General features: G+C 48.0%; 24 protein-coding genes. 17 read left to right on the top strand and 7 right to left on the bottom strand.

What is annotated here, in order from left to right; genetic code table 11:
- Positions 1–306: 306 nt before the first annotated feature.
- The 7 genes from dapA to ACTHTY_RS02435 all read left to right on the top strand — a co-directional run bounded on the left by dapA (position 307) and on the right by ACTHTY_RS02435 (position 5,348).
- A complete protein-coding gene (dapA, locus tag ACTHTY_RS02465) occupies positions 307–1,182 on the top strand; it encodes a 4-hydroxy-tetrahydrodipicolinate synthase (protein ID WP_070460828.1) in 876 nt (291 codons plus the stop codon).
- Between the two features lie 81 nt (positions 1,183–1,263).
- Positions 1,264–2,394, top strand: a complete 1,131-nt coding sequence (gene bamC / locus ACTHTY_RS02460; RefSeq protein ID WP_128581448.1) for an outer membrane protein assembly factor BamC — start codon at positions 1,264–1,266, stop codon at positions 2,392–2,394.
- 122 nt (positions 2,395–2,516) lie between these two features.
- The gene (locus ACTHTY_RS02455) at positions 2,517–2,747 is read left to right on the top strand and encodes an NGO_0222 family membrane protein (protein ID WP_003746993.1); all 231 of its coding nucleotides are present in this window, start codon (positions 2,517–2,519) and stop codon (positions 2,745–2,747) included.
- 9 nt (positions 2,748–2,756) lie between these two features.
- The gene (gene rdgB / locus ACTHTY_RS02450) at positions 2,757–3,350 is read left to right on the top strand and encodes an RdgB/HAM1 family non-canonical purine NTP pyrophosphatase (protein WP_440366349.1); all 594 of its coding nucleotides are present in this window, start codon (positions 2,757–2,759) and stop codon (positions 3,348–3,350) included.
- Positions 3,351–3,427: 77 nt separating this feature from the next.
- Positions 3,428–3,766, top strand: a complete 339-nt coding sequence (locus ACTHTY_RS02445; RefSeq protein WP_440366348.1) for a thioredoxin family protein — start codon at positions 3,428–3,430, stop codon at positions 3,764–3,766.
- A gap of 96 nt (positions 3,767–3,862) precedes the next feature.
- Complete coding sequence (hemW, locus tag ACTHTY_RS02440) at positions 3,863–5,038, top strand: radical SAM family heme chaperone HemW (protein WP_440366347.1); 1,176 nt, start codon at positions 3,863–3,865, stop codon at positions 5,036–5,038.
- Positions 5,039–5,072: 34 nt separating this feature from the next.
- A complete protein-coding gene (locus ACTHTY_RS02435) occupies positions 5,073–5,348 on the top strand; it encodes an opacity family porin (protein ID WP_440366346.1) in 276 nt (91 codons plus the stop codon).
- 104 nt (positions 5,349–5,452) lie between these two features.
- On the opposite strand, the gene ACTHTY_RS02430 is transcribed toward ACTHTY_RS02435, so the two are convergent.
- The 7 genes from ACTHTY_RS02430 to ruvB form a co-directional block, all read right to left on the bottom strand.
- Positions 5,453–5,821, bottom strand: a complete 369-nt coding sequence (locus ACTHTY_RS02430) for a VanZ family protein (protein ID WP_440366345.1) — start codon at positions 5,819–5,821, stop codon at positions 5,453–5,455.
- Entirely contained in the window at positions 5,818–6,027 is a 210-nt protein-coding gene (locus ACTHTY_RS02425; protein ID WP_107723153.1) for a dioxygenase, read from the bottom strand. Before ACTHTY_RS02425 ends, ACTHTY_RS02430 begins: the two co-directional genes overlap by 4 nt.
- A gap of 103 nt (positions 6,028–6,130) precedes the next feature.
- Complete coding sequence (gene pth / locus ACTHTY_RS02420) at positions 6,131–6,709, bottom strand: aminoacyl-tRNA hydrolase (protein ID WP_107769415.1); 579 nt, start codon at positions 6,707–6,709, stop codon at positions 6,131–6,133.
- A 54-nt stretch (positions 6,710–6,763) separates the two neighbouring features.
- Positions 6,764–7,036, bottom strand: a complete 273-nt coding sequence (locus tag ACTHTY_RS02415) for an RnfH family protein (RefSeq protein WP_003747009.1) — start codon at positions 7,034–7,036, stop codon at positions 6,764–6,766.
- Positions 7,029–7,460 carry a type II toxin-antitoxin system RatA family toxin gene (locus ACTHTY_RS02410; protein ID WP_003683270.1) on the bottom strand — a complete coding sequence of 144 codons (432 nt, stop codon included), beginning with the start codon at positions 7,458–7,460 and terminating at the stop codon, positions 7,029–7,031. Before ACTHTY_RS02410 ends, ACTHTY_RS02415 begins: the two co-directional genes overlap by 8 nt.
- Before the next feature lie 90 nt (positions 7,461–7,550).
- On the bottom strand, positions 7,551–9,458 hold the full coding sequence (locus ACTHTY_RS02405) for an ATP-binding cassette domain-containing protein (protein WP_440366344.1): 1,908 nt from the start codon (positions 9,456–9,458) through the stop codon (positions 7,551–7,553).
- A 122-nt stretch (positions 9,459–9,580) separates the two neighbouring features.
- Positions 9,581–10,612, bottom strand: a complete 1,032-nt coding sequence (gene ruvB, locus ACTHTY_RS02400) for a Holliday junction branch migration DNA helicase RuvB (protein ID WP_039862144.1) — start codon at positions 10,610–10,612, stop codon at positions 9,581–9,583.
- Between the two features lie 216 nt (positions 10,613–10,828).
- On the opposite strand from ruvB, the gene cmk reads away from it, so the two are divergent.
- From cmk to ACTHTY_RS02350, 10 genes are all read left to right on the top strand, one after another.
- The gene (cmk, locus tag ACTHTY_RS02395; protein ID WP_440366343.1) at positions 10,829–11,488 is read left to right on the top strand and encodes a (d)CMP kinase; all 660 of its coding nucleotides are present in this window, start codon (positions 10,829–10,831) and stop codon (positions 11,486–11,488) included.
- Positions 11,489–11,642: 154 nt separating this feature from the next.
- Positions 11,643–13,328 (top strand): 30S ribosomal protein S1, encoded by a 1,686-nt coding sequence (gene rpsA, locus ACTHTY_RS02390; RefSeq protein WP_440366342.1) that lies wholly within the window; start codon positions 11,643–11,645, stop codon positions 13,326–13,328.
- A 10-nt stretch (positions 13,329–13,338) separates the two neighbouring features.
- Positions 13,339–13,653: an integration host factor subunit beta gene (locus tag ACTHTY_RS02385; RefSeq protein ID WP_003678992.1), complete on the top strand. Its 315-nt coding sequence runs from the start codon at positions 13,339–13,341 to the stop codon at positions 13,651–13,653.
- Between the two features lie 259 nt (positions 13,654–13,912).
- Entirely contained in the window at positions 13,913–15,049 is a 1,137-nt protein-coding gene (gene zapE / locus ACTHTY_RS02380) for a cell division protein ZapE (protein WP_049333700.1), read from the top strand.
- 94 nt (positions 15,050–15,143) lie between these two features.
- Entirely contained in the window at positions 15,144–15,569 is a 426-nt protein-coding gene (gene ndk / locus ACTHTY_RS02375; protein ID WP_004519785.1) for a nucleoside-diphosphate kinase, read from the top strand.
- Between the two features lie 168 nt (positions 15,570–15,737).
- Complete coding sequence (gene rlmN / locus ACTHTY_RS02370) at positions 15,738–16,826, top strand: 23S rRNA (adenine(2503)-C(2))-methyltransferase RlmN (protein WP_308903910.1); 1,089 nt, start codon at positions 15,738–15,740, stop codon at positions 16,824–16,826.
- Positions 16,827–16,834: 8 nt separating this feature from the next.
- Positions 16,835–17,590: a type IV pilus biogenesis/stability protein PilW gene (pilW, locus tag ACTHTY_RS02365; protein ID WP_063075505.1), complete on the top strand. Its 756-nt coding sequence runs from the start codon at positions 16,835–16,837 to the stop codon at positions 17,588–17,590.
- The gene (locus ACTHTY_RS02360) at positions 17,591–18,475 is read left to right on the top strand and encodes a helix-turn-helix domain-containing protein (protein ID WP_314459042.1); all 885 of its coding nucleotides are present in this window, start codon (positions 17,591–17,593) and stop codon (positions 18,473–18,475) included. It begins immediately after the preceding gene.
- 1 nt (position 18,476) lies between these two features.
- Positions 18,477–19,742, top strand: coding sequence for a flavodoxin-dependent (E)-4-hydroxy-3-methylbut-2-enyl-diphosphate synthase (gene ispG / locus ACTHTY_RS02355; protein WP_070826285.1), 1,266 nt, complete (start codon positions 18,477–18,479; stop codon positions 19,740–19,742).
- Positions 19,743–19,775: 33 nt separating this feature from the next.
- Positions 19,776–20,621 carry a DUF817 domain-containing protein gene (locus ACTHTY_RS02350; protein WP_440366341.1) on the top strand — a complete coding sequence of 282 codons (846 nt, stop codon included), beginning with the start codon at positions 19,776–19,778 and terminating at the stop codon, positions 20,619–20,621.
- The last annotated feature ends 19 nt before the right edge of the window (positions 20,622–20,640 follow it).

Genomic DNA, 20,640 nt, shown 5'->3' with positions numbered 1-20,640 from the left:
ATATTAAGATGCGTATTTTAACCAATTTGAAATGTATCAGCAAATTCAAAACCATCAGGCCGTCTGAAAGTTCCGCCCAACTGTTTTCAGACGGCCTCAAACCGCCTTAACACATTTTAATTCTTGACATCATTTTTCCATCTCAAAACAAACAAGCCAATGATTTAAAAATGTATTATTCATTAAGATAATGACAAGTCACCATTAAACGGCAAAGCCTCATAGCGGATATGTTTCACACAAACAACAAAGTAAGCTACAATCCACTGCATAATTCACCTACACCATAAAATTAAAGGTTTCCGTATGTTAAAAGGCAGTCTGGTTGCCCTGATTACTCCAATGAATCAAGACGGCAGCATCAACTACGAACAACTTCATGACTTAATCGACTGGCACATTGAAAACGGCACCGACGGCATCGTCGCCGTCGGCACCACCGGCGAGTCAGCCACCCTGCCTGTCGAAGAACATTTGGCCGTTATTGAAGCCACTGTCAAACACGTCAACAAGCGCGTTCCCGTTATCGCCGGTACAGGCGCCAACAATACTGTCGAAGCCATCGCCCTTTCCAAAGCCGCCGAACAAGCCGGTGCGGACTACACCTTATCTGTTGTTCCCTACTACAACAAACCTTCGCAAGAAGGCATTTACCAACATTTCAAAGCCATCGCCGAAGCCACTTCGATTCCGATGATTATCTATAATGTTCCCGGCCGTACCGTCGTGAGCATGAGCAACGACACTATTTTGCGTTTGGCCGAGATTCCGAATATCGTCGGTGTGAAAGAAGCCAGCGGCAATATCGGCAACAACATCGAATTGATCAACAGCGTTCCTGAAGGTTTTGCCGTGTTCTCCGGTGACGATCCTACCGGCCTGCCTTTCATGCTGTGTGGCGGTCATGGCGTGGTAACCGTCGCAGCCAACGTTGCACCGAAACTCTTTGCCGATATGTGCCGAGCTGCCCTTGAGGGCGATATTGCGACCGCCCGTCGTCTAAACGAGCAACTTATCCCAATTTATAACACCATGTTCTGCGAGCCCAGCCCGGCCGCGCCCAAATGGGGCCTGAGCTTATTGGGCAAATGCGAACCCCATGTTCGTCTGCCTTTGGTAGCGCTGACCGAAGCCGGTCAAGCCAAAGTCCGAGCCGCTCTGGAAAAATCAGGACAAATCTGATCCGGAAATAAGGCCGTCTGAATCCCAAACACCCTTTTCAGACGGCCTCCCTGTTAAGAACTTCATCCACAGGAAAACAAGATGACCTATATCAAACCCATCGTAGTAGCCCTCGCCCTGATTAGCATGACTGCCTGTTCCGGCAGCAAAAAAGAACAACCCAAACTCGACTATCAAAGTCAATCACACCGCCTGGTCAAACTGGAAGTACCACCTGATTTGAACAACCCAGACCAAGGCAACCTCTATCAATTACCGGCAGGCAGCGGCGCCGTCCGCGCCAGCGACCTCAACAAACGCCGCACTCAAGCCGTACAACAACCTGCCAATGCAGAAGTCTTGAAATCCGTTAAAGGCGTACGCCTTGAGCGTGACGGCAATCAACGCTGGTTGGTTGTCGATGGCAAATCGCCTCGCGAAATTTGGCCATTGCTGAAAGTGTTCTGGCAAGAAAACGGTTTCGACATCAAATCTGAAGAACCGGCCATCGGCCAAATGGAAACCGAGTGGGCTGAAAACCGAGCCAAGATCCCTCAAGACAGCCTGCGCCGCCTGTTGGATAAAGTCGGCTTGGGCGGCATCTACTCTACCAGCGAACGCGACAAGTTCATCATCCGCATCGAACAAGGTAAAAACGGTTCGACCGACATCTTCTTTGCCCACAAAGGCATGAAAGAAGTTTATGCCGACCGTAAAAAAGACACTACGATGTGGCAGCCGGGTGAAAACGACCCTAACCTCGAAGCCGCATTCCTCGCCCGCTTTATGCAATACTTGGGCGTTGACGGTCAGCAAGCTGAACAGGCCCTGACCCAAAGCGTTGCCGCCCGCAGCAATGCTTCTGAGTTGGCCCGTGTGGACAACGGCACCCTGCTGCTGGCAGGCGATTACGGCCGCAACTGGCGCCGTACCGCCCTTGCGCTTGACCGCATCGGCCTAACTGTTATCGGTCAAAATGCCGAACGCCGCGCTTTCTTGGTTCAACAAGCGCCAACTGAAGGCGAAGCAGTCGCCAATAAAAAACCGGGCCTGTTCAAACGTGTATTTGGCAAAGGTAAAGCGGAAGCGCCAAAAACGTATCCTGAAATCATCGTCTATGTTGAGCCTATCAACAATGGCGCACGCCTCCATCTGTTGAACAAAGACGGCAGCCCATACAAAGGCAGCGATGCCTCCACATTGTTGAGCCGCCTGCACACAGAATTGCGTTAATCCGTTATTCGACTTAAGGCCGTCTGAAATATTCAGACGGCCTTTTTAACGAATCCGGCATGGTTTCAAATTCCCAATCTGACGTTATAATCAGAACATTTTTCCCCATTACCCAAGCTGCCATGACCCGACAAAAAGCCTATCTGATCCTGACCGCCCTGTTTACCCTGATGTTTATCGTACTGATTCTGTTGGGCGCTTATCTTCTGAGCATTCACAGCAAACAATTTGCCGTTGCCGCCTTTCTGTTTGCCTTTGCCGCCGTTTTTGCCCAAATCGGCAGCCTTGCCCTTTACATCCGCCACAAAGCACGCGCGCAAATGGCCCGTATGCAGCAAACCGAAACCCATTAAGGAAAAACCATGTTTGAAAAAATCGTCCTTGCCAGTGGCAACACAGGCAAACTCAAAGAATTTTCCCGCCTCTTTGCCGACTTAAACATCGAAGTCCTGCCACAATCGCAGTTCAATACGCCCGAATGTCCCGAGCCGTACCATACCTTTGTTGAAAATGCCCTGGCTAAAGCACGTCATGCCGCCAAATACAGCGGCTTACCGGCACTTGCCGACGATTCCGGCATCTGCACCAACGCCTTAAACGGCGCACCCGGCATTTTCTCCGCACGTTATGCAGGTGAAAACCCCAAATCCGATGCCGCAAACAACGCCAAACTGTCTGCCGATCTGGCCGATAAAGACGATAAAAGCTGTTACTACGTCTGCGTCCTCGTCCTTGTCCGTCATGAAAACGACCCGCAACCCATCATCGCCGAAGGCATCTGGCGCGGACAATGGCAGGCAGAAGCAGCCGGTACAAACGGCTTCGGCTACGACCCGCATTTCTATCTGGCCGAACATGGTTGCACCGCCGCCGAGCTTGACCCTGAAATCAAAAATGCCGAAAGCCACCGTGCCCAAGCATTGCGCGAACTATTAAGAAAAATCAAGTCCTTATAAATTGGTAACAGGCCGTCTGAAGCCTTCAGACGGCCTACCTCACATTTATTCCCATGCCCAAACCTACTCCTGAAGAATTGGCAGCCTTTGCAAAACACGTCGCTGCCTTCATCCCAACCACACCTGACGAACTTCTTCAACTCATTGACGGTCAAGAAACTGCTATCGTCTTTTTAGGCAAACCAAGCTGTTCATACTGTCGCCGTTTTGTTGCAAAACTGTTTACCGTTTCCTTAAACAAGCAGCTTACCATCCGCTTTACCGACAGCAGCAACAAAATAGCTTTAAAAACTTTTCGTGAACAATACGGCATCAAAACTGTTCCCGCATTACTCAAAATCTCACAAGGCAAAATAAAATCCGTCTGCAATTCCAAATTATCAGAAGAAGAAATTGAAGCTTTTTTGAGCGCTTAGACTTCGCATATTTCCTACTGGTTACTTTCCCCGCCGACATTTCAGTTAAAATAGCGGCCTAAAAATTTCAGACGGCCTTGAGCCTCAACACATACCATGACCCAAATTACTTTCCAACGCCCTGGCCAGCTAACCGCCCTGCCTCCTTTATCACTCTATATCCACATCCCGTGGTGCATCAAAAAATGCCCATATTGCGACTTCAATTCCCACAGTCTCAAAAACGGCCTGCCGGAAGAAGCCTATATCGATGCCCTATTAACCGACTTGCAGCTTGAATTACCCAATATTTGGGGCAGACCTGTGGAAACCATATTCTTCGGCGGCGGTACGCCCAGTCTGTTTCAAGCGGAATCAATTGACCGTTTGTTAAGCGGCGTGCGCTCGCTGTTGCGCTTGCAACCCGAAGCGGAAATTACTTTAGAAGCGAACCCCGGCACATTTGAAATTGAGAAGTTTCAAGGATTTAAAGATGCAGGTATTACGCGTCTGTCTATCGGCGTACAAAGTTTTAACGACGATATGCTTGCTCGATTGGGACGCGTTCACAATGGCAAAGAAGCCCTGTCAGCCATTGATACTGCATTGAAATTATTTGATAAAGTCAATATCGATTTGATGTATGCCCTGCCAAACCAAACGGTTCAGACGGCCTTAAACGATGTGCAAACCGCTATCGCAACAGGCGTATCGCATATCAGCGCATATCATCTGACCATGGAGCCGAACACGCCTTTTGGTCATACGCCGCCAAAAGGATTACCGCAAGATGAAGCAGCATTGGATATTGAAGAGGCTGTACACGGTGCATTAGAAAGCGCAGGCTTTATCCACTACGAAACATCGGCTTTTGCAAAACCTGGTATGCAGTGCCGCCATAATTTGAACTACTGGCAGTTCGGCGATTACTTAGGGATAGGCGCCGGTGCGCACGGCAAAATTTCCTATCCCGACCGTATTGAGCGAACTGTCCGCCGTCGTCATCCCAACGACTATCTTGCCGCCATGCAAAGCAATCCGCATGAAGCAGTTGAACGCAAAACCGTTGCTGCCGAAGACCTTCCATTCGAGTTCATGATGAACGCCCTGCGCCTGACCGACGGCGTACCTGCTTCAATGCTGCAGGAACGTACCGGCGTACCCACTGCAAAAATCATGGCACAAATAGAAACCGCCAGACAAAAAGGCCTGCTTGAATCAGACCCGACTGTGTTCCGCCCGACCGTGCAAGGCCGTTTGTTCTTAAACGACTTATTACAGTGTTTTTTATAAGTGCTGTTTTACAACAGTTAAAACATTTTTAGATTTGCTTAATTTACGACAAGAAAATACAATCAGAATAATTGTTGGGGTAGGTGCTCGTGTGGCTGTTAATCATGCTTCAACAAAAGTTGAGACAGCTAATTCACATCATGAACGTAAAGAAACTAAAACCGGCGTGGGTGTAATGGCTGGTGTAAGCTACGAAGTAACTCCTAACGTTGCTTTGGACGCTGGCTATCGTTATAACCATTGGGGCAAGATTCATAACGTTAAGCTCCATACTCACGAAGTATCTGCCGGCGTACGCGTAACTTTCTAATTCTTGTCATGAAGCAACGATTGCTTCATACATCAAGTAACAAAAAGGCCGTCTGAAACCTGTTTCTCAGGATTTTAGACGGCCTTTAAGTTGTTTAAATATGTCTAACTTTTTGCTGCTTTTACTTTTGCTGCAAACCATAGCGCCGCAGCCGTACCTGCCATATCGGCAATGCCGTCCGCGATCGAACCTTGGCGCGTAGTAGTCAGAAATGCTTGGGCCAGCTCACTTCCTACTGCAAACAATAAAGCGGCAAACAGAATGCCTTTATAGGGAATAGTCCTATTGTCTTGAATAAATATTTTTGCACACAACCATGCCTGACCGAAAAACAGTCCGAAATGGCCAACTTTATCAAAATGGGGAAATGGTGGAGCACTATTGCCGCCCTCTTTGAAAAGCAAGGCATAAATGGCAGCGGCAAACCAAATCAAGGCAGCGACAGTAAATTTGTTTAACGGCAAGGCTTTCATTTGTCGGCCTCTTCATCCAACCATGTTTGGCAAATACCTGCCAAGCGGACAAATTTTCCACCCCGTGCCTTCAAAATATCACGCCATTGTGCCACTTCTTCAGCATCCGGGGCATCTTCAATACTGCATTCGTAAAGGCAGAAGTCTAATGTTTCGCCAACAATGCCTGGGGCTTCGGTCTGCATAAGGCTGGTCAGTTCATTCATATTTACTGTTTCTTTAATTGGTTTATCGCTAGTCAGATCACACTGCCTGTTTTCAGGCCGTCTGAACATGATGCGCAAGGTTGCCCGTTTGATTCGGGTACGCTTACTTACTGTGTAAAAAACGTGTTGCCTCTTCCCATTCGCCATTCAACACGGCTGGCAATCCTTGCAGGGATTTGGCGATGGAATCATCAATTTGCTGTCTGTGTTCCGCTGACGGTTTATTCAACACATAACCGATAACCAGATTACGGTCGCCAGGGTGATCAATGCCCAAGCGCAGGCGGTAGAAATTAGGCGTACCCAAACGAGCCTGAATATCTTTGAGGCCGTTGTGTCCACCGTTGCCGCCGCCAAGTTTGAATTTGATACGGCCGCATGGAATATCCAGCTCGTCATGAACCACCAAGATTTCCTCCGGCTTGATTTTGTAAAACTGAGCCAAAGCGGCAACAGCCTGACCGGAACGGTTCATAAAGGTCATGGGTTTGAGCAGCCAAACATCGCCATCAGGCGTAGTGGCGCGCGCTACTTCACCGTAAAATTTCTTTTCGTCTTTAAAATTGACTTTCCATTTCCACGCCAGCTCATCCAACAGCCAAAAGCCGACATTGTGGCGCGTTTGTTCGTATTCTTGGCCTGGATTGCCCAAACCGACGATTAATTTAATTTTCAAGCTCATTACTGTTCTTTCAGTTTGACAGGCCGTCTGAAAAAGTTTCAGACGGCCTTTGATTTATTCTTGCCCTGCGCGTTTACGTCTCGCTTCTTTCGGATCAATCAACAATGGACGGTAAACCTCAATCCGATCGCCATCGCGCAACACCGTCTCGTCTTTCACTGCCTTGCCGAAAATACCCAAAGGCGCTTGCTGTAAATCCAACTCTGGGAACTCCACCTCCAAACCGCTTTGCAGGGCAGCTTCGCGTACGGTTGTACCTTCGGCAACGGTCATGCCCTTCAACACTTGCCTGTCGGCCAGTCCGTAAACAATTTCAATCTCAAGCATAGCGTCGGTCGGCCTCTTTAATAAAAGCATCTACCAGCGTACCGGCAAGATGGCCGAACACCGGGGAAATCATGGCAGAGAGTACGGCATTGGAGAAATCGTATTCTAATCTGAATTCGACTTTGCACATATCATCGCCCAAGTCGATAAATTTCCAAGTGCCGCGCAGGGTTTTAAACGGTCCTTCGAGCAAATCCATGCGGATTTCCTGCCCCGGGATATTGTGGTTGTGTGTCGCAAACGACTGTTTGACGCGCATATAGTCCATAAACAGGCGCGCTTTTAGCTCATTGCCTTTGCGTTCGATGACTTCGGTCTTGCTGTACCACGGCAAAAATTTTGGATAGTCCTCAACTTTGTCCACCAGCTCAAACATTTCCTTAGCGCTATGCAGCACCAATACGTTTTTCTCGACTTTTTTCATGTTGGTTGTAGACCTTGTTTTTGAATATTCGGGGTTCAGACGGCATGATTTAGAAAAATATCTGCCCTACTTTGGGACAAAATTCCTAATTTAAACCGCCTCGCCATTTTGTTTCGCTTCCAGCCATTCCCAGCGTTCCAGCTTTTCCAAAAGCAGCATTTCAATTTCTTCAGCCCTGCTTTGTAACGCACCTGCTTTTTCGTAATCTTTGAAAATTTCAGGATCGGAAAGCTGGGTATTGATTTCAGCCTGCTCGGTTTCCAAAGCGGCGATTTCGTCGGGTAGGGCGTCGAGTTCGCGCTGTTCTTTATAGGAAAGTTTAACCGTGCGGTTGGCTTTGGGTTTGATTTTTTCAGGCTCAGCAGCCGCTTTTGGCGCAGAGGCCGTCTGAATTTTATCTTCCCGCGATTTTGCGTCGATATAGTCCTGATAGCCGCCGATGTATTCTTTTAGACGGCCTTGTCCTTCAAAAACAATGCTTTGGGTAATCACATTATCCAAGAACATACGGTCATGCGAGACAAGGAATACCGTGCCTTGGTAATCGCGCAGTAGGTCCTCAAGTAGCTCTTGGGTATCGATGTCCAAGTCGTTGGTCGGTTCGTCCAAAACCAAAATATTAGCAGGACGGGTAAAGAGTTTTGCCAGCAGAAGGCGGTTGCGTTCGCCGCCGGAGAGCGATGAAACAGGACTTTGTGCTCGGGCAGGATGGAATAGGAAATCTTCCAAATAGCTCATGACGTGTTTTTTCTTGCCGCCGACTTCAACGTAATCATTGCCCTGTCCGAGCGTATAAAACACGGTGTCGTTTTCATTCAACGCGCTGCGGAACTGGTCAAAATAGGCAACTTCCTGCTTGCTGCCAATGCGGATTCTGCCGTAGGTCGGCTGCAATTCGCCCAAAATCAGCTTGAGGAAGGTGGTTTTACCGATACCGTTTGGACCGATTAAGCCGATTTTGTCGCCGCGCTGCAAAATGGCGGAGAATTTGTCCATGATGACTTTGTCACCATAGGCAAACGAAGCATGTTCCAATTCGGCGATGATTTTGCCGCTTTTTTCGCCGCTGTCGAGCTTAAAGTTGACCTGCCCTTGTACGTTGCGGCGTTCGGCGCGCTGGCGGCGCAGCTCTTCCAAACGGCGCACGCGGCCTTCGTTACGGGTACGGCGCGCTTCGATGCCTTTTCGTATCCACGCTTCTTCCTGAGCATGAAATTTGTCAAACAGGCGGTTGTGTTCCGCCTCAACTGCCAACTCTTGCGCTTTTTTCTCGCTGTATTTGGAGAACGAGCCGGGATAAGAGCGCAGAATGCCGCGGTCGAGTTCGACGATGCGCGTAGCAATATTGTCCAAAAAACGGCGGTCGTGGGTAATCACAACCAAGCTGCCTTCAAACGCTTTGAGCAGGTTTTCCAGCCAGATAATCGCATCGATGTCCAAATGGTTGGTCGGTTCGTCCAGCAGCAATACATCAGGCTTTTGCACCCAAGCCTGCGCCAAGGCGACACGCTTTTTCTGACCGCCGGAGAGGTTGCCGATTTTTTCGTTTTCCGGCAAACCGAGTTCGCCCAAAGTCTGCTTCACTGCCGCATCCAGCTTCCAGCCGTCCTTCGCTTCAATTTCAAGTTGCAATTCATTGAGCTCTTTCAACAAAGCCTCACTCGAACCATTTTCTAACTCATGGCTGACATGATGATAACGGCGCAATAAATCGCGAATTTCGCCCAAACCTTCGGCAACGGTATCAAATACGGTTGCGTCCTTATCAAAAAAGGATTCCTGCGGCACATAAACGATTTTGAGATTATTTTGAACAATAATCTGCCCGTCATCGAGCTTTTGTACGCCTGCAAGGATTTTTAAAAACGAAGACTTACCCGCGCCGTTGCGGCCGATTAAACCGATTTTCTCGCCGCTATCGAGTTGAAAAGAAGTTTTGTCGAGCAAGGCGACGTGGCCGACGGCAAAAGAAGCATTTTCTACGGATAAGATATTCATGGGGAAACTTCAAAAAAGAAAAGGGGGACATTTTAACCGATTATCGGCAGATATTTGCCGACAATCATATGAAATTGAAAGTATCAGGCCGTCTGAAAGCAGTTTTCAGACGGCCTTCATTATTATTCTTGAACCTTCAAACCGAAATGCAGATAGGCTCGTTCGGTTGCTACGCGTCCGCGCGGTGTACGTTGCAAAAAGCCCTGCTGAATCAGATAAGGCTCAATCACATCTTCGATGGTATCGGTCGATTCGCCAATCGCAGCAGCCACGTTTTCCAAACCGACAGGACCGCCGCTGAATTTGTGCAGAATCGCCTCAAGGAATTTCCTATCCATCACATCCAAACCTTGCCCGTCCACATCCAGCATACTCAAGGCCGCATCGGCAATTTCCGCATCAATCACGCCGTTGTTTTTCACATCCGCGTAATCGCGTACACGTCGCAAAAGGCGGTTGGCAATACGCGGAGTGCCGCGGCTGCGCTTGGCCACTTCCATAGCGCCCTCGTCGCCCATATCCAACTGCAATAGTTGAGCAGAACGGGCAACAATAGTCGCCAAATCTTTATTCTGATAAAACTCCAATCGGGACACGATACCGAAACGGTCGCGCAAAGGGTTGGTCAGCATGCCGGCGCGGGTCGTCGCGCCTACCAATGTAAACGGTGGCAAATCGATTTTGACCGAACGCGCGGCCGGTCCTTCGCCTATCATGATGTCCAACTGATAATCTTCAAGCGCAGGATAAAGGATTTCTTCAACCACGGGGCTTAAACGGTGGATTTCATCAATAAACAGCACATCATGAGGCTCGAGGTTGGTCAACAAGGCTGCAAGGTCGCCGGCACGTTCCAAAACCGGGCCGCTGGTTTGGCGCAAATTAACGCCTAACTCTTTGGCGATAATGTGTGCTAAAGTAGTTTTGCCCAAACCCGGAGGGCCAAACAGCAAAGTGTGGTCAAGCGCTTCACCACGTTTTTTCGCTGCCTGAATAAAAATAGCCAATTGCTCTTTTGCTTTATCCTGCCCGATATAGTCGTCTAAAGTTTTCGGACGTAAAGCGCGTTCAAGCAATTCTTCCTGAGCGGAAATATTTTGAGCAGTGATAATGCGCTGAGGTTGTGCAGAAGTAAGATTATCGGTTTGTAACATAATGTTTCTAAATTCTAAGACCGTTCCCGACCCGTTGTTTCAGACGGCCCGAACAATCAGACAAAGCGGTTAAATTATGATTTTGGCCATTATACCCGATAAGGTCGAGCCACTTTTCCCTCAAATCTAAATCACACAAAAATTTTCGTTTTCAGACAGACAAAGCAACGTATAATAAACGGTTAATTCAAATACCTATCGCATTCAGGAGAACACATGAGCCTCAAGCAAAAAGTCATCGCCATCGACGGCCCCAGCGCATCCGGCAAAGGGACGGTTGCCTCACGCGTAGCCGAAGCCTTGGGTTTTCTTTACCTCGACTCCGGTGCGCTTTACCGCCTGACCGCGCTTTATGCACAAAAACAAAATGTTGTCTGGACAGATGAAGATGCCGTCAGCACACTGGCAGAAACCTTGCCCGCACAATTTGAAGGCAGCGCCGTATTATTAAACGGCGAAGATGTATCCGAGCAAATCCGTACCGAAGCGATCGGTATGGGCGCATCTGCCGTCGCGCAGTTGTCTAAAGTGCGTACCGCCCTTTTGCAGCGCCAACGCGACTTCCTAACCGAAAAAGGTTTGGTCGCCGACGGTCGTGATATCGGCTCGGTTATTTTCCCTGATGCCGCATTAAAAATTTTCCTGACCGCAAGTGCCAATGTCCGCGCCCAACGTCGTGCAAAACAACTCGGTATCCCATGCGAAGGCGTTGCATTCGAGCGCATTTTGTCAGACATTGAAGCGCGCGACGAAGCAGACCGCCGCCGCCCTGTTGCTCCGTTGAAACAGCTGCCCAACGCCCTGCTTTTAGATACCGATAACCTTTCTATCGAAGAAGCTGTAAAAAAAGTGCTTGATTGGTATCATAAAGTTTAAAATTTGGAGTATAATCGCGAAGTTTTCATTTCAGACGGCCTGTTAATCCTATAACAAGGCCGTCTGAAAACATTTCCCAACCTGCCGCGCCAAGGACGGCAGGTCATTTCAAACCTAACCCGCACCCCTTGGCGGTGTACCGAAAAGAGTATATATGACTATGGAAAATTTTGCCCAGCTGCTGGAAGAAAGCTTTACCCTGCAAGAGATGAACCCAGGTGAAGTGATTACTGCCGAAGTAGTCGGCATCGATCAAAACTTCGTTACCGTTAACGCAGGTCTGAAATCAGAATCTCTGATTGATGTTGCTGAATTCAAAAACGCTCAGGGCGAGATTGAAGTTAAGGTTGGCGATTTCGTTACCGTTACCATCGAATCTGTTGAAAACGGCTTCGGCGAAACCAAACTGTCCCGCGAAAAAGCTAAACGCGCTGCCGACTGGATCGCTTTGGAAGAAGCTATGGAAAACGGCGACATCCTGTCCGGCGTTATCAATGGCAAAGTCAAAGGTGGTCTGACTGTTATGATCAACAGCATCCGTGCATTCCTGCCGGGTTCTTTGGTTGACGTACGTCCTGTAAAAGACACTTCTCACTTCGAAGGCAAAGAAATTGAATTCAAAGTGATCAAACTGGACAAAAAACGCAACAACGTTGTTGTGTCCCGCCGCGCTGTTCTGGAAGCTACTTTGGGCGAAGAACGCAAAGCCTTGCTGGAAAACCTGCAAGAAGGTTCAGTTATCAAAGGTATCGTTAAAAACATCACCGATTACGGTGCATTCGTTGACTTGGGCGGCATCGATGGCCTGTTGCACATCACCGACTTGGCATGGCGCCGTGTGAAACACCCAAGCGAAGTTTTGGAAGTTGGTCAAGAAGTAGAAGCTAAAGTCCTGAAATTCGACCAAGACAAACAACGCGTTTCTCTGGGTATGAAACAACTGGGCGAAGATCCTTGGAGCGGCCTGACCCGTCGTTACCCACAAGGTACCCGCCTGTTCGGTAAAGTATCCAACCTGACCGACTACGGTGCTTTCGTTGAAATCGAACAAGGCATCGAAGGTTTGGTACACGTTTCCGAAATGGATTGGACCAACAAAAACGTACACCCAAGCAAAGTTGTTCAACTGGGTGACGAAGTTGAAGTAATGATCCTGGAAATCGACGAAGACCGTCGCCGTATCTCTTTGGGTATGAAACAATGCCAAGCTAACCCTTGGGAAGAATTTGCCGCCAACCACAACAAAGGCGACAAAATCTCCGGCGCAGTTAAATCTATCACTGACTTCGGCGTATTCGTAGGTCTGCCTGGCGGTATCGACGGTCTGGTTCACTTGTCTGACCTGTCTTGGACTGAAGCCGGCGAAGAAGCTGTACGCAAATACAAAAAAGGCGAAGAAGTTGAAGCCGTTGTATTGGCCATCGACGTTGAAAAAGAACGCATCTCTTTGGGTATCAAACAACTGGAAGGTGATCCGTTCGGCAACTTCATCAGTGTAAACGACAAAGGTTCTTTGGTTAAAGGTTCTGTGAAATCTGTTGACGCCAAAGGTGCCGTAGTCGCTCTGTCTGAAGAAGTTGAAGGCTACCTGCCTGCTTCTGAATTCGCTGCTGACCGCGTTGAAGACCTGACTACCAAACTGAAAGAAGGCGACGAAGTTGAAGCCGTTATCGTTACCGTTGACCGCAAAAACCGCAGCATCCGTCTGTCTGTTAAAGCGAAAGACGCTAAAGAAAACCGCGAAGCGCTGAATTCAGTTAACTCCGCTGCAACTGCCAATGCCGGTACTACCAGCCTGGGCGACTTGCTGAAAGCCAAACTGTCCGGCGACCAAGAATAAGGTTGCAGACATGACGAAGTCTGAATTGATGGTTCGCCTCGCGGAAGTGTTTGCCGAAAAAAACGGCAACCAACTGCTGGCTAAAGATGTCGAATACAGTGTAAAAGTCTTGGTTGATACCATGACCCGCTCACTGGCTCGTGGACAACGTATCGAAATCCGCGGCTTCGGCAGCTTCGACTTGAACCACCGCCCTGCCCGTATCGGGCGCAACCCGAAAACCGGCGAACGCGTGGAAGTGCCTGAAAAGCATGTTCCTCACTTCAAACCGGGTAAAGAGTTGCGTGAGCGTGTAGACTTGGCATTGCAAGAAAGTGCTCATTAATACTTAGCAGCAAAACGCCGCAGAAATGCGGCGTTTTTTTGTTTTCGCAAGAAATACAAAGCCAGCTCTTTTCACGCATACCTTAATCGCACACTATTTCAACTATATTTACTACAATGCTTTTGCAAAAAACGCAGGCCGTCTGAAATCATTTATAATAGACCGACTATTCTGTAATGAAAACATCATTCCAACTACTGTCCAAACTATTACGGATGATGTTTCAACTATCGCCAGCAAAGCATAATAAAGGTTACACATGAGTAATAGAGACCAACTATTCACACCACCTCCATTTGAAAACCACAGCCCATTGACTTGGTATCAAGCTGCAGCCGAGCAACCCAACTTTATCCGCGATGAAGCCCAAGCGCGAGCCATTGAATATTTGGATCGTTTGTGGACCGAGCTGATGATGTTCAAACGCAAACGCAACCGTTTTCTTGGCCGTAGCTTGCGTTCCCCCCAAGTTCCTAAAGGGCTCTATTTTTATGGCGGCGTAGGACGAGGTAAAAGCTTTTTGATGGATGCTTTTTTCGGCTGCCTCCCTTATCGTCGTAAACGTCGCGTGCATTTCCATGCTTTCATGGCCGAAATCCATCAACGCCTTAAAGTATTGAAAAGCGAAGCCAACCCTTTAAAAGCCGTTGCAACAGAAATTGCCAAAGAAACACGTGTATTATGCTTTGACGAGTTTCACGTCAGTGATATTGCCGATGCCATGATTCTAGGCCGTTTGCTGGAAAACCTGTTGAGTGAAGGTGTAGTCTTGGTAGCCACTTCCAACTACGCTCCATCCGAACTCTATCCTCAAGGCCAAAACCGCAGTAGCTTTCTGCCAACCATCGCCCTTATCGAGTCCAACCTGACCGTTTTAAATGTGGATGGCGGCGAAGATTACCGCTTGCGTACGCTGCGTCCTGCTGAAATTTTCTTTGTCCCCAATAATGAAGAAAATGAGCAAAAACTGGCTGCTTTATTTAAAGAAATGAGCGGAATCTCTGAATTAAACCCAGGCATCAGCATTATTCATGGACGGGAAATTCCTCATAAAGCCCAGTCAGAACGCGCCATCTGGTTTGATTTCCGCGCATTATGTTTTGGCCCGCGTTCACAAGCTGACTATCTGTATTTAGCCGAACATTATGAGATGGTTTTCCTTTCAGGATTAGAACGTCTAACCCCGCAAGAAAAAGCAGAAGCACGCCGTCTGACATGGTTAATTGACGTTTTATATGATTTCCGTGTGAAATTGTGCGCCACCAGTGCAGTTGGCGTAAACGATATTTATGTCGAAGGCGATTTCGCCGAGGAATTTACCCGTACAGCCAGCCGTATGATCGAAATGCAATCCGAAGTCTATTTGGAACAACCACACCTGACTTTAAGCAAATAATGCCTTTCCCAAAAAGGGGCGAAATTTGGTAGAATACACTTCCCTCGCCTCTTGGCTACGGCAACTTACCTATTAATAAAAACAAGGACATAACATGGCCATCGAACGTACGATTTCCATCATCAAACCCGATGCAGTAGAAAAAAACGTCATCGGCAAGATTTACAGCCGCTTTGAAGAAAACGGCTTGCGCATTATTGCGGCGAAAATGAAACATCTGTCTGAGCGCGAAGCAAAAGAGTTTTATGCTGTACACAAAGACCGCCCTTTTTATGAAGACTTGGTTAAATTCATGACTCGCAATCCTGTTATGATTCAAGTATTGGAAGGTGAAAACGCCGTTGCCAAAAATCGCGAATTGATGGGCGCAACCAATCCAGCCGATGCAGCTCCGGGCACAATCCGTGCCGACTTTGCAGAATCTGTCAGTGTTAATGCCGTACATGGTTCTGACAGCGTTGAAAATGCTGCGATTGAAATTGCTTACTTCTTCAGCCAAAGCGAAATCTGCCCACGCTAAGAGTAAAAGCCTGTAGCCGCTTTACGGCCGTCCGATTTATATCGGACGGCAAAACTGCTTTGTATGTCCTACAAATTAAAGGCCGTCTGAAAACCCAAAGGCTTTTAAAGCAAAGCTGCCCAATAAGCCCCTTTGCTTTAAAAGCTTTACTGAGAAACATAAAAATACATGAAAACCAATCTACTGAATTACGATTTAAACGGACTGACGCAACACTTTGCCGAAATGGGTGAAAAACCTTTCCGCGCCAAGCAGGTAATGCGTTGGATGCATCAAGCCGGTGCACAAAACTTTGAAGAAATGACTGATTTGGCCAAATCATTACGCGCCAAGCTGAATGAACAAGCCACAATCGAAGTGCCTAAATTAATGATGGCACAAGAATCTACTGACGGTACACGCAAATGGTTGCTGGATGTCGGCACGGGCAACGGTGTAGAAACCGTCTTCATCCCCGAAGCCGAACGCGGTACCTTATGCATCTCTTCCCAAGTAGGTTGTGCATTGGAATGCACCTTCTGCTCTACTGGACGACAAGGTTTCAACCGCAACCTGACTACCGCTGAAATTATCGGTCAGCTTTGGTGGGCCAATAAAGCCATGGGTGTTACCCCTAAAAACGAACGCGTTATCTCCAACGTGGTGATGATGGGTATGGGCGAGCCTATGGCAAACTTTGACAATGTTGTTACTGCCTTGAGTATTATGTTGGATGATCATGGCTACGGCTTGAGCCGCCGTCGCGTGACCGTTTCCACTTCGGGCATGGTTCCACAAATGGACAGACTGCGTGATGCAATGCCTGTTGCTTTGGCTGTATCTTTACACGCATCCAACGATGAAGTGCGCGATCAGATTGTTCCTCTCAACAAAAAATACCCGCTCAAAGAATTGATGGCGGCCTGTCAACGTTATCTGGTCAAAGCCCCCCGTGACTTTATTACCTTTGAATACGTTATGCTCGACGGTATCAATGATAAAGCACAACATGCGCGCGAATTGATTGAATTGGTTAAAGACGTACCATGCAAATTCAATCTGATTCCGTTCAATCCTTTCCCAAATTCCGGCTACGAACGTTCTACCAATGAAAATATCCGTGTCTTCCGCGATATTCTGCAACAAGCCGGCTTTGTCGTTACTGTCCGCAAAACCCGCGGCGACGATATCGATGCCGCTTGCGGACAATTGGCCGGACAAGTACAAGATAAAACACGCCGCCAACAAAAATGGCAACAGATTTTGGTCGAACAATAAGGTTAATTATGAAAATCAAGTTCGGATTCGCTTTACTTACCGCACTGACTCTTTCTGCCTGCGCTTCCTCTTCCGGCCCAAGCCCTAAAGAACGTGCCATTCAAGTTTCTAATATCAAAACCCAACTGGCTGTGGAATATATGCGCGGCCAAAACTACCGCCAAGCTACTGAAAGTATCGAAGAGGCGCTTAAGTCCAATTCCAAAAATGACCTTGCTTGGTTGGTACGCGCTGAGATTTATCAGTATTTGAAGGTTAAAGACAAAGCCCAGGAAAGCTTTCTTAAAGCATTGTCTTTAAAACCTGATAGTGCAGAAGTTAACAACAACTACGGTTGGTTCTTGTGCAATCAAATGAATGCACCAGCCGAATCTTTGGCTTATTTTGACAAAGCACTGGCCGACCCGACCTACCCAAGCCCCTTTATTGCCAATATGAATAAAGGCATTTGCAGCGCAAGATTAGGCCAATACTCTTTGGCTCAAGCCTATTTGGAAAGGTCTTTAGCAGCGAATCCGCAATTCTTCCCTGCCTTCAAAGAACTTGCCCGAACCAAAATGATGGCAGGCAATCTGAACGATGCCGACTATTATTTCCGCCAATACCAAAGCAAAGTTGATGTCCTGCAGGCTGACGATTTGCTTTTAGGCTGGCGCTTGGCTACCGCCTTGGGCAATAAACACGCCGCATACGAATACGAAGCCCAACTTAGGGCAAACTTCCCCTATTCAGACGAACTACAAACCGTCACAACAGGCCACTAAATGGAAAATAACGATAAAATCAACTACGACACACAAGCCGCCAAAACATTGGGGGATGAATTACGCAAACACAGAACTGATGCCAAAATCGATATTCAAGATGTTGCTTCACGTTTGAAACTGTCTGCCGAACAAATTGATGCTTTGGAAAAAGGGGAATATTCAGGCTTTCCCGGTTTAGTCTTTGTTTCAGGCTATCTGCGTTCATATGCACGATTTCTGAAAATCAACGAACAAACCATCGCCAAACATTTGCGCTCCATTACTCCGCAACTTGAAGACCATGTATACGCGGTAACACGCAGTGCCAACACCGGCTTAAGCTACAAAGACACTGAGAAACAAGGCTTCCCGAAATGGATATTGGGAGTAGCCGCATTGGCTTTGGCTGCAGGCGGTGTTCACTTTTGGCAAAGCAAATCCAGTTTTGAAAACGAGCAGGCAAATATTCAAAACAGCAAAGATGTTGCTGATACGATGAAAACGCCTGCTTTAAAAACGGATAATGTTGCCGTTAGCGAAATGACGGAAGACGGCAAAAAAGAAATCACCAATAAGTCTGAAGCGGCTAATGATCAAGCTGTCTCAGCAGCTTCCGCCGTCGTACAAGAAGAGAAGCCTGCCGTCAAAGTTGAGAAAGACGAACTTTGGATTAAAGTCCAATACCGAAGCAATCTGATTATTACAGACAAAGATGGAAAAGTAGTATTCAGCCGTATCGTTCCGGCCGGAAGCGAACAGCGTCTGAGAGGCGGCGCGCCTTACAATGTTTGGATTGGTATTGCAGCCGGCTCTGAAGCCAATTACGGCGGCACACCTATCGAACCTTTAAAATACCGTGTTGCCGGTGAAAAATCCGCCTCTTTTGTTGCAGGAAAAAACTAAAATGACCACACCTAAACGCCGTCAGACACATCAAGTCAAAATTGACCATCTCATCATCGGCTCCGATGCGCCCGTTGTTGTGCAATCTATGACCAATACCGACACCGCAGATGCAGAAGCAACCGCCCGACAGGTCAAAGAGTTGAGCGATGCCGGCTCAGAAATGGTCCGTATCACGGTCAATACTCCGGAAGCGGCTTCCAAAGTAGCCGAAATCCGCAGCCGCTTAGACGATATGGGCTACACCACGCCCCTGATCGGCGACTTCCATTTCAATGGCGAACGCTTATTGGCTGAATTTCCTGAGTGCGGCAAGGCCCTGTCTAAATACCGCATCAACCCAGGCAATGTCGGCAAAGGCGCAAAAGGCGATGAGAAATTTGCCTTTATGATTCGTACAGCGGCAGAAAACAATAAAGCCGTACGCATCGGTGTGAACTGGGGTTCGCTTGATCAAAGCCTTGCCAAACGTATGATGGATGCCAACCTAGCTTCTGCTACACCGAAGCCGCCTGAAGAAATCATGAAAGAGGCTTTGATTGTTTCGGCGCTGGAATCGGCAGAAAAAGCCGTGGCTTTGGGCTTACCTGAAGACAAAATCATTTTGTCGTGCAAAGTCAGCGCCGTACAAGACTTGATTCAGGTTTACCGGGAATTAGGCAGCCGTTGCCGTTACCCGCTCCATCTCGGTCTGACTGAGGCTGGCATGGGCAGCAAGGGCATTGTGGCTTCCACCGCAGCTCTGGCCGTATTATTGCAAGAAGGCATCGGCGACACCATTCGAATTTCCCTTACGCCCGAACCTGGCTCCCCGCGTACACAAGAAGTCATTGTCGGTCAGGAAATCCTGCAAACCATGGGCTTGCGCTCCTTTACGCCAATGGTTACAGCCTGCCCGGGTTGCGGCCGTACCACCAGTACCGTATTCCAAGAGTTGGCTCAAGACGTACAAAACTATTTACGCCAAAAAATGGCTGTTTGGCGCACTGAATATCCAGGCGTTGAATCATTGAACGTCGCCGTAATGGGGTGCGTAGTCAATGGTCCGGGCGAGAGCAAGCTTGCCGATATCGGTATCAGCCTGCCAGGTACAGGCGAAACTCCGGTTGCGCCGGTTTATGTAGACGGCGAACGGAAAGTGACCCTCAAAGGCGACAATATCGCTGCCGAGTTTTTACAAATCGTTGAAGATTATGTCAAAACCAACTACTGCGAAGGTGGCGCAAAACGTAAGCAAAACCGCGTTATTCCGATTCAATCTGCCTAAAACATTTTCAAGATAAAGAGGCCGTCTGAAAATATGTTAGGCAAACTGGATACTTGGCTGACTGAGCATCCCAAACGCAAGGATTTGCATGATTGGCGACGCTTTATCGTTGAATTTTGGTTCTTCGGTTTGAAAGAAGCACGAGCCTGCTTATTTGCAGGCTTGTTTTTCATTGCCATGTTCCTCATTCCGAAAACAGGTTGGCTGGGAATTTCGCGCTATGACCTGCTGCTGATTTTTGCCGTCTCCGTACAAGCAGCCATGTTGTATTTCAAGCTGGAAACTTGGGATGAAGTGAAATCGATTACGCTGTTTCACTTGGTGGGCTTTGCTTTAGAGTGGTTCAAGACATCAGGCGATATCCAGTCTTGGAGCTATCCGGATGAGGCTTACACTAAAATCGGCGGCGTACCGCTGTTTGCGGGCTTTATGTATGCTGCAGTCGACAGCTATATCATTCAAGCATGGCGGCTGTTTGACTTAAAAATCAAAAGTCATCCGCCGTATTGGCTGGGTACTTTGTGCGCACTGGCGATTTATATCAATTTCTTCACCCATCACTATATCGGTGACTATCGCTGGTATCTTGCAGCTTTTGCTCTCGGCCTATACGCCCGGACAACGGTCTTATACACGCCCTATGACACCACTCGCAGAATGCCGCTCCTGCTCGCTTTCGTCCTGATCGGATTTTTCATTTGGCTGGCGGAAAATTTGGGAACCCTATTCGGCGTTTGGCGCTATCCAAACCAAATCGGCGCGTGGGCATCGGTACACATCAGCAAATGGAGTTCATGGGCTTTACTGGTGATGATGACTTTTACCATCGTTGCGAATTTAAAACACATCAAACATACCATCAGCGTATCGAAAGATTAGTTGTTTAACATTTGAAAAA

Source organism: Neisseria sp. P0019.S002 (genome assembly GCF_051957155.1).
In the GTDB taxonomy this organism is placed as follows: domain Bacteria; phylum Pseudomonadota; class Gammaproteobacteria; order Burkholderiales; family Neisseriaceae; genus Neisseria; species Neisseria perflava.
Note: the sequence above shows the minus strand (reverse complement) of the source record. Positions and strands in the feature narration are given on the sequence as shown.

What these genes read in the sequence shown, in the direction of transcription:
- ispG (WP_070826285.1), top strand. Translation starts at nt 18,477, where the DNA reads ATGACCACACCTAAACGCCGTCAGACACATCAAGTCAAAATTGACCAT.
- ACTHTY_RS02360 (WP_314459042.1), top strand. Translation starts at nt 17,591, where the DNA reads ATGGAAAATAACGATAAAATCAACTACGACACACAAGCCGCCAAAACA.
- ACTHTY_RS02405 (WP_440366344.1), bottom strand. Translation starts at nt 9,458, where the DNA reads ATGAATATCTTATCCGTAGAAAATGCTTCTTTTGCCGTCGGCCACGTC.
- ndk (WP_004519785.1), top strand. Translation starts at nt 15,144, where the DNA reads ATGGCCATCGAACGTACGATTTCCATCATCAAACCCGATGCAGTAGAA.
- dapA (WP_070460828.1), top strand. Translation starts at nt 307, where the DNA reads ATGTTAAAAGGCAGTCTGGTTGCCCTGATTACTCCAATGAATCAAGAC.
- rdgB (WP_440366349.1), top strand. Translation starts at nt 2,757, where the DNA reads ATGTTTGAAAAAATCGTCCTTGCCAGTGGCAACACAGGCAAACTCAAA.
- pth (WP_107769415.1), bottom strand. Translation starts at nt 6,709, where the DNA reads ATGAGCTTGAAAATTAAATTAATCGTCGGTTTGGGCAATCCAGGCCAA.
- ACTHTY_RS02425 (WP_107723153.1), bottom strand. Translation starts at nt 6,027, where the DNA reads ATGAATGAACTGACCAGCCTTATGCAGACCGAAGCCCCAGGCATTGTT.
- hemW (WP_440366347.1), top strand. Translation starts at nt 3,863, where the DNA reads ATGACCCAAATTACTTTCCAACGCCCTGGCCAGCTAACCGCCCTGCCT.
- ACTHTY_RS02385 (WP_003678992.1), top strand. Translation starts at nt 13,339, where the DNA reads ATGACGAAGTCTGAATTGATGGTTCGCCTCGCGGAAGTGTTTGCCGAA.
- rpsA (WP_440366342.1), top strand. Translation starts at nt 11,643, where the DNA reads ATGACTATGGAAAATTTTGCCCAGCTGCTGGAAGAAAGCTTTACCCTG.
- bamC (WP_128581448.1), top strand. Translation starts at nt 1,264, where the DNA reads ATGACCTATATCAAACCCATCGTAGTAGCCCTCGCCCTGATTAGCATG.
- zapE (WP_049333700.1), top strand. Translation starts at nt 13,913, where the DNA reads ATGAGTAATAGAGACCAACTATTCACACCACCTCCATTTGAAAACCAC.
- ACTHTY_RS02350 (WP_440366341.1), top strand. Translation starts at nt 19,776, where the DNA reads ATGTTAGGCAAACTGGATACTTGGCTGACTGAGCATCCCAAACGCAAG.
- pilW (WP_063075505.1), top strand. Translation starts at nt 16,835, where the DNA reads ATGAAAATCAAGTTCGGATTCGCTTTACTTACCGCACTGACTCTTTCT.
- rlmN (WP_308903910.1), top strand. Translation starts at nt 15,738, where the DNA reads ATGAAAACCAATCTACTGAATTACGATTTAAACGGACTGACGCAACAC.
- ruvB (WP_039862144.1), bottom strand. Translation starts at nt 10,612, where the DNA reads ATGTTACAAACCGATAATCTTACTTCTGCACAACCTCAGCGCATTATC.
- ACTHTY_RS02415 (WP_003747009.1), bottom strand. Translation starts at nt 7,036, where the DNA reads ATGCTTGAGATTGAAATTGTTTACGGACTGGCCGACAGGCAAGTGTTG.
- cmk (WP_440366343.1), top strand. Translation starts at nt 10,829, where the DNA reads ATGAGCCTCAAGCAAAAAGTCATCGCCATCGACGGCCCCAGCGCATCC.
- ACTHTY_RS02430 (WP_440366345.1), bottom strand. Translation starts at nt 5,821, where the DNA reads ATGAAAGCCTTGCCGTTAAACAAATTTACTGTCGCTGCCTTGATTTGG.
- ACTHTY_RS02410 (WP_003683270.1), bottom strand. Translation starts at nt 7,460, where the DNA reads ATGAAAAAAGTCGAGAAAAACGTATTGGTGCTGCATAGCGCTAAGGAA.
- ACTHTY_RS02455 (WP_003746993.1), top strand. Translation starts at nt 2,517, where the DNA reads ATGACCCGACAAAAAGCCTATCTGATCCTGACCGCCCTGTTTACCCTG.